8 protein-coding genes are annotated in these 12,114 nt (G+C 62.8%); all 8 read right to left on the reverse strand.

What is annotated here, in order from left to right; translation table 11 throughout:
* Nucleotides 1-76 precede the first annotated feature (76 nt).
* Entirely contained in the window at nucleotides 77-3,628 is a 3,552-nt protein-coding gene (locus tag LGQ10_RS10890; protein ID WP_226525533.1) for a glycosyltransferase, read from the reverse strand.
* Between the two features lie 121 nt (nucleotides 3,629-3,749).
* Nucleotides 3,750-5,312, reverse strand: coding sequence for a flagellar hook-associated protein 3 (locus LGQ10_RS10895; RefSeq protein WP_058433912.1), 1,563 nt, complete (start codon nucleotides 5,310-5,312; stop codon nucleotides 3,750-3,752).
* A 13-nt stretch (nucleotides 5,313-5,325) separates the two neighbouring features.
* Nucleotides 5,326-7,368 carry a flagellar hook-associated protein FlgK gene (flgK, locus tag LGQ10_RS10900; RefSeq protein ID WP_226525534.1) on the reverse strand — a complete coding sequence of 681 codons (2,043 nt, stop codon included), beginning with the start codon at nucleotides 7,366-7,368 and terminating at the stop codon, nucleotides 5,326-5,328.
* Nucleotides 7,369-7,378: 10 nt separating this feature from the next.
* Nucleotides 7,379-8,635 (reverse strand): flagellar assembly peptidoglycan hydrolase FlgJ, encoded by a 1,257-nt coding sequence (gene flgJ, locus LGQ10_RS10905; protein ID WP_226525535.1) that lies wholly within the window; start codon nucleotides 8,633-8,635, stop codon nucleotides 7,379-7,381.
* A 10-nt stretch (nucleotides 8,636-8,645) separates the two neighbouring features.
* Nucleotides 8,646-9,755, reverse strand: a complete 1,110-nt coding sequence (locus LGQ10_RS10910; RefSeq protein ID WP_058434809.1) for a flagellar basal body P-ring protein FlgI — start codon at nucleotides 9,753-9,755, stop codon at nucleotides 8,646-8,648.
* 7 nt (nucleotides 9,756-9,762) lie between these two features.
* A complete protein-coding gene (flgH, locus tag LGQ10_RS10915; protein WP_058434810.1) occupies nucleotides 9,763-10,458 on the reverse strand; it encodes a flagellar basal body L-ring protein FlgH in 696 nt (231 codons plus the stop codon).
* Nucleotides 10,459-10,516: 58 nt separating this feature from the next.
* Nucleotides 10,517-11,302, reverse strand: coding sequence for a flagellar basal-body rod protein FlgG (gene flgG, locus LGQ10_RS10920; RefSeq protein ID WP_058434811.1), 786 nt, complete (start codon nucleotides 11,300-11,302; stop codon nucleotides 10,517-10,519).
* Nucleotides 11,303-11,347: 45 nt separating this feature from the next.
* On the reverse strand, nucleotides 11,348-12,088 hold the full coding sequence (locus tag LGQ10_RS10925; protein WP_058434812.1) for a flagellar basal body rod protein FlgF: 741 nt from the start codon (nucleotides 12,086-12,088) through the stop codon (nucleotides 11,348-11,350).
* Nucleotides 12,089-12,114: the final 26 nt, after the last annotated feature.

Below are 12,114 nucleotides of genomic sequence, written 5' to 3' on the forward strand. Positions count from 1 at the left end.
CATGGCCTTGCCGGCTCACAGAATCACAGGCACAAAAAAGCCACGCGCGCAGGCGTGGCTTGGTGTTCAGGCTGCTTCAATCCGCCAGCCAGCCCCACATCCAATGCTGGAGGTTGTCACTGCCCAGCATGAAGTCGCGATGCACCGCCTCGCGCAGCTCATCTCCCATGCGATAACTGGCCACCGGGTCCGCCAGGTGCATGCGGATGGCTTGCAACCACTCTTGCGTGGTATTGCTGCGCACCTTGGTGCACGGCAGGAAGCCACGGTAGGCCTCGGTATCGGTGCAGATCACCGGGTAACCACAAGCGCCATATTCCAGCAGACGCAGGTTGCTCTTGCAGTCGTTGAAGATATGGAACTCCAGAGGCGCCAGCGCCAGATCCAGGTTCAGGCTGGCCAGCTTGAAGGGATAATCCTGCAAACCAATCGCCGAATGGAATTCATGCACATAGGGGCGCAATCCTTCGGGACACATGCCGAAGAATACCCACTCCACCTCATCGGCCAGTTCACGCACCACATCGGCGATGATTTCCAGGTCTCCCGTATGACTGGTGCCTCCCCCCCAGCCCACCCGCGGCTTGCTGGAGGTTCCACGCTGGCTGGTCAAGCGCGCCCATGGCTCCCGAGCGAGCATATTGGGCACGACCCTGATATCGCTGTGCATGCTCGACAGGAGATCCGCCAGAGGCTGGGTGGTGACCACCACCCGATCGCACAAGGCGATCCCGTCACGCAGCATCCGCTCGATATTCGCCGGTTTGTTGCGGGCATGGCTGTTCTTCTTCGGCGCATTGACGACATAGTCATCGAGCTCGAAGATCCGCAGCGCCCCGGAATACTTCTTCATCCGCAGGATATCGCTGGCCGCCCCATCGCTATAACGTCCCTGGAGCACGATGCTGTCGGGAGCCAGACGTTCGATCTCCACCGAGGTCGGCGATTCGTAAGCCACCCTGGCGATGATCCGACCCGCCTCTTCCAACGCATTCAACGGGCTGAGCACTCGATAGTGCCCCACCGCCGAGCTGTTGACTGGCAGCCCCAGCACCAGAGGCAGCGCACGACTGCAGAACGGGTTCCAGTTGTTGCGCAATGGCGGATCCAGGCTGAAACTCGAGAACCCCAGGCTCAGGGCCGGGTTGTAGGCGGGATCGCGGGCGATCTTGGGCAGCCATCGACGATAGAAGACCTCCTGGTCGGCTTCCGCCACCGGCTGCCCCGCTCCCAGGCCCAGCATCAAGGTGGCGTGGGGTGTCCAGACCACCAGGTAGCCATCGCGGTCGACCCGCAGGCACAAGTCGGCAGCGCCCAGAGCGCCTGTGAAATCCTGCTCATCCAGCCCCCCGAGACTGTCGAAGACCTCTTTGCGCACCATCAGGCAATCGGCGCTGACTGCACTCCAGTTCTGGACGACCTGCAACCGCTGCATGTACCCGCGCACGCCCAGTGCCTCACCGATGAAGGGCGACCCCACCGGCCCGGCCAGGCCCAGCACTTGCCCGGCGTGCAGGATGGAGCCGTCGGTAGCCAGTATCCGCGCACCGACCACCCCTACTTCCGGCCGCTGTGCCTGGTTGAGCAGCTCATCGAGCCAGTCACGGCTACAGATCCGTGCATTGTGGCTGAGCAACAGCAGATACTCGCCACGGGCCTGGCTCGCAACGCTGTTGACCAGCGCGGTCTGGCTGGATGCCCCGGCGTGGGCCAGCACTCGCAACATTGAACCACCCAGCTGCCCCATCGCGGCCAGCCAGTCCGCCATGCCAGGATCCTGGCTGCCAGCATCCACCAGCAGGATTTCATAGTGGTTATAGGCGGTCTGCTCGATCAGGCTTTCGACGCAGTACTGAAGCGCGGGCAGAGAGTCGCCGCACGTGACGATGATCGATACCAGCGGCCGCTCTCCATGCAGGTAGTCGATCCGGTTGAGCAATGGCAGGTCATCGTGGCGAATCCGATACTGCACCCCGATACGCTGCAAATGCGCAGCCACCAACGCCTCGCTGGACTGGATCACCGGCGCACTCGATAACCACTGGCCAAAGGACAGCTCGGACTCCAGCTGGATATCGGCGATGTGCGCGATCGTCTGCGGCCCGGCACTTTCCACCAGGCGCCACACCAGATCCTGGGGTGCCAGCTCGCCCCGCTGCGGGTCAAATCCACCCTCGGCCAGGAAGCGCTCCAGGGAGAACGCCAAGGTGCGGCCGACATAGGGATAGGAACGCATCAAGTCAAGATTGAAATCAGGCTTGAACACCGGCTCGGTCGACTCACCCTCGACCAGAGCACCTTCATCGCTGTAGGCACAAAGCATCGTCGGGGTATGGGCGATCCGCTCGGCTAGTACCAGCAACGCCGACTCCTGCAAGCGGTCCCCGGACCGCAGCAGGTAAAACCAATCGCAGCCGTCCAGCTGCGGCAGCAACAGGTTGAGTTGCTGCACCCAGTCATCCTGCAGCGGTTGATACAAGACCCCATCCGTATCAGGGCCTTGCGCAGCCGACAGCACCAGTACCGCCTGGGGCGGATACAGCTGCCCGGCCAGACTGTCCAGGGTCAGCTGCAAGGCGCCGGCATCGTTGGCCACATCGATGACCACCGGCACCAGGTTGACCTGCCGCGGCCAACTGGCGATGCGCTGAGGCATCAAGCGCTGTTCCTGCCCAGAGAACCTGCGCGCCTCCAGCCACAGGCGATAGAACTCCTCATAGCTCTGGCTCTCGCCACCGACTCGGCCATTGACCACGGCGCTGCGGTTGCCAAGCACATGCAGCACCCCGAGCTCCTTCCAGTCATGGGGCTGCTCACCGGCCACTGCCAGATCCACATAACGGACCCACCCGGGCGCCGGCGCTGGTTCGCCACGACGTTCCGCCAGCATGCGCACCAGCCAGTCCCACTCCGCAGCGGCGGCCCTGAGCATTTCCGGCGAGCGGCTCAAGCGTCCCGGGTACAAGCGTTCGCAACTGAGCACGGTGGAAAGAGCCACCAGGTTGCCGCACCGCATCAAGCAAATGAACAGTGCCAGGTCGAGCAAGGCGACAAAACCCTCGCCCACCTGTGCCAGGGGCGGCAGCAACGCCAGCATATCGGCACGACGCATCATGGCCGCACTGAAGTTGCCCAGGAAGTTCTTGCGCATGGTTTCGAAGATGGCCGCCATGTCGCCGGCCTTGAGCAATACATCTCCTGGAGCGAAGCGGCAGTTTTCTATGCGCGGCGGCAGGATGAAGTTTCCCTCATCACTGAAAACCCGCAAGGCAAGAACCAGGCTGACACCCGGGTGCGCGGACAGAACCGCGGCCTGCAGCGCAACGCTTGGGGGGAACAGCCGATCATCGTCGCACAGCACCTTGACCAGCTCGCCACGGGCCTCCTCCACACAGCGCAACAGGTTCTTGTACAACCCCAGGCGCCGGGAATTGCGCAGATAACGAATCGGGTGCGCGGGCTCGGCAAGGCCTTCGACAATACGCTGGATCTCATCGCCGGCACTGTCGTCGCAAACGAGGATTTCCAGGGGGTGATAGGTCTGCGCCAAGGCACTGTCCAGGGCCTGGGCAAAAAAGCGCGAGTTGAAGGCGGGGATGACGATGCTGACTAGAGGGGCTTGGTTCACGGCGGGAAACTCTCGAGCGGCGAGCTCCGGCCAGAACGACCGGGGCTGCGAAACCGCTTGTAGAAAGACGGTTGGCGGCTCGACGGTCGCGGCGCCCGGGCCCGGACGCCGCGAACCGGGCTCAGCCCTGGTTGAACAGGCCGAGCTGGCTGATCTTGCTGAAGGCCAGCTGCGAGGCTTGCAGCATGGTTTTCTGCAGGGTCAGGCGGGTCATGACCTCGGCCGGGTCGGAATCGGCGATGGCCGAACGCGTGGTGACGTTGGCCGCAGCCAGGTTGGTGTTGATCTCGACCTGGGTATCCAGGGCCGAGCCACGACCACCCACGGAGCTGATGCCTACCGTCAGTTGATCGGTGCCGCTGGCCAGGTTGGCCATGCCCGAAGCGAGGGCGGCCAATTGCTTCTGGGTCGCCACGGTGTTGCCATCCGATGGTGTGTTCAGCGCGCCCTTGAGCTGGCTCACGGTATCCAGGATGTTCTGGGTCTCGTGGGTATTGACCGCCACGCTGAACTGATCGTTGGCGGCCGGGGCACCGCTCAGGTTGAAGCTCACACCTGCTGCGGTGGCCACGTTGCCTGCCAGGGTGCCGGAGGACACCGGCTTGCTGTCGGCAGTCAGCGGCGCTGCATACAGATCGAAGTCGGTGGCGCTGGTGAACTTCAGGACCGCCGAACCGCTGGGGAACGTCGAGTTGTAGCTCGCCTGGTTGGTCACGCTGCTACCGGTCACCTGAGCCGTGCTCGGATTGCTCGGGCTGCGCGCCACGTTGAAGGTGTCCGGCTTGGAGCCCAGGCTGAAGGAATACTGCGGCAGTATCGTGCCGGCCACGTCCCCTTCCTTGAGGTTGACGTTGAGGCTCAGGTCGACACCGCGAAAGCTCACGGTCTGGTTCGGGGTATTGCCGATGACACCGCCCTGGCTGGCTTCCGACGTCACGTCGTTGCCCGAGGCATCGGTGATCTTCAGCTGGGTGCCGCTGACGAACGAGACGTTGTACGGCTCGCCGCTACGGAACTGGCTGCTGTATTTGCCAGCGTTGGACATCTGCCCGTTGGACAGGAACACCTTGCCATTATCCGGCGCCGGCGCCGTCTGGGTGGTGACCTCGGTACGGCTGGTGTTGGTCGCCTTCTGGAACACATCCCAGCCGGTGCTGTTGGCAGCCATCATCATGGTGTCGCCGATCGGCAGCTTCAGGCTGCTCTGGTCGCCGTTATAGCTGTAGGTGCCATCGGAGTTGCGGCTGAACGGCGGCACATCGTCCTTGGAACCGCCGAAGATGTACTTGCCGTTTTCGTCCTGGGTATTCATCAGGCTCAGCAACTGCTCTTCGATCTGACCCAGCTCCGATGCGTTGGCCTGGCGGTCCTTGTCGGTATAACCGGCGTTGCCGGCACCAGCGGCCAGTTCCTTGGCACGTGTCAGGACGTTGTTGATGCTGGTCATCACCGACTCGGTCTGGCCCAGGGAGGCCTTGATCGCCGTGGTGTTGGTCTTGTACTGGTCGAGCATCGAAGCCTGCTGGCCCAGTTGCAACAGACGAGCTGCACCGACCGGATCATCGGCGGCGGTGTTGATCCGCACGAGGCTGCTGGACTCTTCGCTGGTCTTGACCACGTTGGCAAAGTTGCGCTGGTAGTTGGAAGCCGAAGTCTCGAAGAACTGAGAAGTGGAAATACGCATGGGCTACGGCTCCTTAAAGGCTACTGATCAGCGTGCTGAAAATGGTTTGCGCAGCCTTGATGATCTGCGAAGAGGCGGTGTAGTACTGCTGGTACTTGACCAGGTTGCCGGTCTCGTCGTCCAGGTTGACCCCCGACAGCGAGTCACGGGCGCCCTTGGCATTGGCCAGGATCACGCCGTTGGCGGCCGAGTCGAGCTTGGCCTGGCTGGCCTTGGCACCGACGTTCTCGATCAGCTTGCCGTAGGCGTCGACCAGGGTGATGCCCTTGCTCGGCGCACCGGTATCGACGGTCTGCTTGGTCTGCAGGCCGGCCAGAGCCAGGCCGTTGCGGTTGTCGGACGAGCCGGCGCCGTTGACCGAGATGTTCATGTTGTCGCCGGCATTTGGCGCGCCTGCCACATCCATCTTCACGGCAAAGGTCTTCTGCACCCCGGCACCGTCAAGGATCGGCGCCCCGCTGGCATCGACCATCTTGATGCTCAGGTTGAGGGTGTTGGTCTGCCCCGGAACGATGGAGCCGCTGCCCATCTTCACGCCCTTGGCATCGAAGTAGTCATAGGTCTGGCTGCCGCCTGCCGGCGCGTTGAACACCACCTTCACCGGACCGGAGTTCTTCAGCGCGGTCTGGATCTCCAGCTTGGCAGCGGCGTTGTAGTTGTCGATCGGCGTGACCAGCGACGGCTGCGAGCCGATGCTCAGCGAGCTCTTGACGCCCGCACCAAGCTCGGCCTTGAGCGGCGCAGCAAGGGCCAGGCGCTTGGCGTCGGTCATCTCGGTCTGGATGGAGGTCGCGGCATTGCGGGTCGGCGTGATCTTGAAGCTGTCACCGACCGCAGCCGTGCCATTGAGCTTCAGGGAGAAACCATCGATGACCGGCGGCGGGTTGTTGGTGCTGAACGTGCCCATGTCGCTGCCGTCGGAACGCTTGACGCTGTAGTCCGTGGCGCTGCTGAAGGTCACGGTGTAGTCGCTGGTGCTCAGCTTGCCGGAGTCCTTGATGGTGACATCGAAGTTGCCCGAACCCGCGCTGTTGCCGGTGTTGGCGATGCTGCGCTGGCCGATCATGCGCAGGCTGTTGATGTCATTGAACAGGTTGCCGCCGAACTCGCCGTTCTTGTCGATACCCTGGGCCATCTGGCTGTTCATCTGGTCGGCGACCACCAGGGCCACGCGCCCCAGTTCGTTCATCGCCGGGTCCAGCACCTCGCTGCGATAACGCAGCAGGCCACCAATCTCGCCGCCCGTGGTGACGTTGGTGATGTCCACGGTGCTGCTGCCGCGGTTGATCTGCAACATGGAGCGGGTCGGGTCGTTCTTGCCCGGCACCACCTCCAGGGAGTTGGAGGTATTGCCCATGACCAGCGGCTGGCCGCTGCCCAGGTACAGGTCGAGGCTGGAGCCGCGCTCGGACACGTCCACCTTGATGAACTGCGAGAGCTGGCGCACGGTTTCGTTACGGGCGTCGAGCAGGTCGTTGGGCATGCCGTTGCCGCTGGTCGACAGCTCGGAAATCTTCTGGTTGAGCTGGGCAACCGTGCTGGCCAGTTTGGTGACCTCTTCGGCCATGGTTGCCAGGTTGCCGTTGATATTGCTGTTCTGGTCGTTGAGCTGCTTGGACACCGAGTTGAAGCGATCGCTCAGGGCCTGGGTATCGCTGAGCAGCAACTGCCGGGAAGCCTCGTCGGTAGGCTTGGCATTGAGGTTCTGGACCGAGGCGAAGAATTTGGTCAGGGCCCCGGTCATGCCGGTGCCGGCCTCGGAGAGCAACTTGTCGACCGGGGTGATCTGCTGCTGGTAGGCCGCCACGTCGCTGTTGAGCGAGGTCGCGGTGCGCAGCTGGGCATCCAGGAAGCTGTTGTACACCCGGCGTACATCGGCCAGGGTGGTGCCGGTGCCGATGAAGACGTTGCCGAACTGGTTGGAGGCCTTGGTGCCCTGCACGGTCTGCTGGCGCGAATACCCGGCGGTGTCCGCGTTGGCGATGTTGTTACCCGTGGTCATCAAAGACGATTGGCTGGCAGCCAGCCCGGACATCCCGATATTGAGCAAACTCATGATTCAGACCTTATAAATTCGTGGAAACGCCCGCCGCAGCGTAGTTCTGGTAACTCTTCATCTGCTTGGCAATCTGCGAAATCTTGCTTGCGTAATCCGGGTCTGTTGCATACCCGGCTTTTTGCAACTCGCGAACAAACTGTTCTGGTTTATCGGCCACCTTCAGCACTTCTTGATAGCGATTGTTGCTCTGCAGCAACGTCACCAGATCGTGGAAGCTGTCCTGGTAGGAATCGTAGGAACGGAACGCTGCCGTTTCCTTGACCATCTGCCCATTGCGGAACTCGCTGGTGATGGCCCGAGCCTGGCCGCCCTGCCAACTGCTGCCAGCCTTGATGCCGAACAGGTTGTGACTGCTGCGGCCATCCTGCTGGCGCATCACCGACTTGCCCCAACCAGTTTCCAGGGCCGCCTGGGCCACCAGGTAGCGTGGGTCCACGCCGATACGCTTGGCCGCCTGCTCCGCCATCGGCAGCATGGTGGCGACGAATTCGTCGGACGATCCGAAGGCACGCTTGGCCGGCGCCAGCGGTGGCTGGGCCATGGCCCGGCCATAGACACGCATCTTGCCCTGGGCCGCGGCGTACCCCTGATTGATCCGCCACTCGCCCCGCAGCACCGCGTCGGCGGCAGCCGTGGTCCGGGTCGGCGCGACGTTCTGCGCCCCGGCCTCTGCCGTACCAGCCGAAGGCACGATGCCGGTCAGCAGGCGATCGGTGAGCTTGCTCGGCAGCGACAGACGCCGTTGATTGAGCAGCGCCATATCGTTATGGGACACGCTGGTACGCACCGGATCAGCAGCTCGGGAGGCCCACATCGGTCGCTGGCCGTTGACCCGGCTGAGCGGGCCATCCTGAGCGGTGGTCCCGGCCGCGATCGGTGTCGCCACCGCCGCGATCGGCGCTGCCGAGGTCAGCCCGGTGGGGGCCGCAGCCGGCTTGTTCTGCATCATCTGGCGCACCAGCACGTTGGCCAGGCCGATACCACCGCCCTCACGAGACAGTGAGACCGCCAGCTGCTGGTCGTACATGTCCTGGTACTGCTTGGTCGCCGGAGTATTGAGCGGGTTGTCCTGGGCGATCACGTCAGTGGCCTTGCGCATCGACTTGAGCATTTCGTTGAGGAACAGCGACTCGAACTCCTGCGCCACCTTGCGCACATTGGCTTCGCTGTTCTTGTCACCAACCTTGAGCTGCTGCAAGCGATTGAGGTCGGAGTAGGCTCCCGAATCACCGCTGGCAGTCAGGCCGCTCTTACGTATATCCATGGCTGCCACCTCAAATCACGATCAGGTCGGCCTGCAAGGCGCCGGCCTGTTTCAGGGCTTCGAGGATCGCCATCAAGTCGCCTGGCGCCGCCCCCACCTGGTTCACTGCCCGCACGATCTCATCCAGGGTCGTGCCCGGGCCGAACTTGAACATCGGTTTGGCTTCCTGCTGGGCATTGACCCGCGAACGCGGTACCACGGCGGTCTGGCCGTTGGACAGAGGGCCTGGCTGGCTGACGATCGGGTCTTCGGTGATGGTGACCGTCAGGCTGCCGTGGGTCACCGCCGCCGGCGAGACCTTGACGTTCTGGCCGATCACGATGGTGCCGGTACGGGAATTGATGATGACCTTGGCCACCGCCTGGCCCGGATCGATCTCCAGGTTTTCCAGGATCGACAGGTAGTCCACCCGCTGACTGGGGTCCAGCGGCGCAGTGACGCGGATCGAACCACCATCGATGGCCTGAGCCACACCCGGGCCAAGCATGTCGTTGATCTTGTCGACGATGCGCTTGGCCGTGGTGAAGTCCGAACGGTTGAGGTTCAGCGTCAGGCTATTGCCCTGGTTGAAACCACTGGGCACGGCGCGCTCCACCGAGGCCCCGCCCGGAATCCGCCCCGCCGACGGAACGTTGACGGTGATCTTCGAACCGTCCCGGCCTTCGGCATCGAAACCGCCCACCACCAGGTTGCCCTGGGCGATCGCGTAGACATTGCCGTCGATCCCCTTGAGCGGCGTCAACAGCAAGGTACCGCCACGCAGGCTCTTGGAGTTGCCGATGGACGAAACCGTGACATCCACCTGCTGCCCCGGCTTGGCGAACGCCGGCAAGTCGGCACTGATCGATACCGCCGCGACGTTCTTCAACTGCACGTTGCCCGATCCTGGCGGCACCTTGATACCGAACTGCGACAGCATGTTGTTGAAGGTCTGCAGGGTGAACGGCGTCTGGGTGGTCTGGTCACCCGTGCCATTGAGCCCCACCACCAGGCCGTAGCCGATCAACTGGTTGGAACGCACGCCGGAAATGCTGGCGATGTCCTTGAGCCGCTCGGCCTGGACGCCCAGGGACATGGACAGCAACAAGGCGGCCGCCATCAGGTGCTTGAAATTCAACATAGTGCGCCTAGAAAGGGAACAGCGGGCTGAGGAAGAAACGATCGAACCAGCCTGGCTGGTTGGCGTCGGCGAACGATCCGGTTCCCGAATAGGTGATGCGCGCATCCGCCACTCGGGTCGAGGACACGGTGTTGTCCGTGGCGATGTCATCCGCCCGCACCAGGCCGGCGATACGCACCAGCTCATCACCGGTATTGAGGGTCATCCACTTCTCGCCACGCACGGCGATGATGCCGTTGGGCAGCACGTCGGCCACGGTGACGGTGATCGAACCGGTCAGGCTGTTGCTCTGCGCCGCCTTGCTGTCGCCCTTGGTGGAACGATCACCCTTGTAGCCGGCGTTCAGGCTCAGGTCACCACTACCCAGCGGGTTGTTGGTATTGGGCACGGCCCCGAACAGCGAGGTCAGGCCGATACTGTTGTTGCTGCTCTTGCTCAGCGCCGAGTTCGCCCCTTTGCTGGCAGCAGTACGCTCGTTCAGGGTGATGGTGATGATGTCACCGACCCGGAATGCCTTGCGATCGCTGTACAGGTTCTGCTCGAAGCCTGCCTGGTAGATCGAGCCGTTGTTGGAGGCCGAAGGCAGTGGCGTGCGTGGCAACACTGGCGCGTAGTAAGGGTCATTGGGCTTGGGCGGCGGGGCGACACAGCCCGCGAGCACGGCACTCCCAGTCAGCGCTAACACACAGATAAACCGATTCATGACCCTTCCTCACGATGTTACCGGCACGCCACTGACTCGCGGCAGCCTCAAGACTTGATTACAGCTTCTGCGTTACGAACGAGAGCATCTGGTCGGCGGTGGAGATCACCTTGGAGTTCATCTCGTAGGCCCGCTGGGTGGTGATCATGTTGACCATCTCTTCCACGGTGCTGACGTTGGACGCTTCCAGGGTGTTCTGCAGCGTGGTGCCGAAGCCGTTCAGGCCTGGGGTACCGATCTGCGGCGCGCCACTGGCGGCGGTCTCCAGGAACAGGTTGTTGCCCATCGCCTGCAGGCCGGCCGGGTTGATGAAGTCGGCGGTCTGCAGGTTGCCGATCACCTGGGACGCCGGATTGCCGGCCACGGTGATGGACACGGTGCCGTCCTGGCCCACGGTGAAGGTTTGTGCATCGTTGGGCACAACGATCGCCGGCTCCAGGGCGAAACCGTTGGCCGTGACGATCTGGCCGTTGGAATCGAGATGGAAGGTACCGTCACGGGTGTAGGAAGTAGTGCCGTCAGGCTGCAGGATCTGGAAGAAACCACGGCCGTTGACGGCCAGGTCCAGCGGTTGCTGGGTGGTCTGCAGGCTACCGGCAGTGAAGTTCTTCTGGGTGCCGACAATGCGCACACCGGTACCGACCTGCAGGCCGGTGGGCAGCTCGCTGTCCTGGGTCGACTGGGCACCGGGCTGACGCTTGATCTGGTACAGCAAGTCCTGGAACTCGGCACGGTCACGCTTGAAACCCGTGGTCGACACGTTCGCCAGGTTGTTGGAAATAACACTCAGGTTGGTGTCCTGGGCGGACAGACCGGTTTTGGCAACCCATAGAGCCGGAAGCATTCGATTCTCCTCACGCGCCTGTTTTACGGCGCTAGGTACTGGTAATTAGCTGATTTGCAAGACCCGAGCCATGGCCTGGTCGTCTTCTTTGGCGCTGTTCATCATCTTGACGTGCAATTCGAACTGCCGGGACAAGGCCAGCACCGCGGTCATTTCCTGCACGGCGTTGACGTTGCTCGACTCCAGGAAGCCTGAAATCAGTTGCACATTGGCGTCGGCCGGCGCTGGCTGGCCGTCCTTGGTCTTGATCGAACCATCCAGCCCCTTGGCCAGGTTCTTGATATCCGGGTTGACCAGCTTGATGCGGTCGACCTCGGCCATCACTCGCGGCCCCTCGCCCATCGCACGAATACTGATGGTGCCGTCCTGGCCGACTTCGATCTTCTGCTCGGGCGGTACGGCGATCGGGCCGCCATTGCCCATTACCGGCATGCCGTTGCCGGCACGCAGCACACCCAGTGCGTCAACGTTCAAGCTGCCGGTACGCACATAACTTTCGCTGCCATCGGGGCTCTGCACGGCGATCCAGCCATTGCCGCTGACGGCCACGTCCAGGTCTCGACCGGTCTCGACCATCGAACCCGGGGCGAAATCGGTCGCCGGGCGCTCGCTCATGGCAAAAGCCCGCGCCGGAAAGCTGTCACCGAATACCGGCATGGCACGAGCCTGCTCCAGATCTCGCTGAAAGCCATTGGTGGAGATGTTGGCCAGGTTGTTGGCATGCGCCTTCTGCGCCAGCGCATTCTGGCTGGCGCCAGTCATTGCCACATAAAGGTACTTGTCCACTCTCGTTCCTCATCTGCCGGACGTTC

The sequence above is a fragment of the Pseudomonas sp. L5B5 genome (genome assembly GCF_020520285.1).
In the GTDB taxonomy this organism is placed as follows: domain Bacteria; phylum Pseudomonadota; class Gammaproteobacteria; order Pseudomonadales; family Pseudomonadaceae; genus Aquipseudomonas.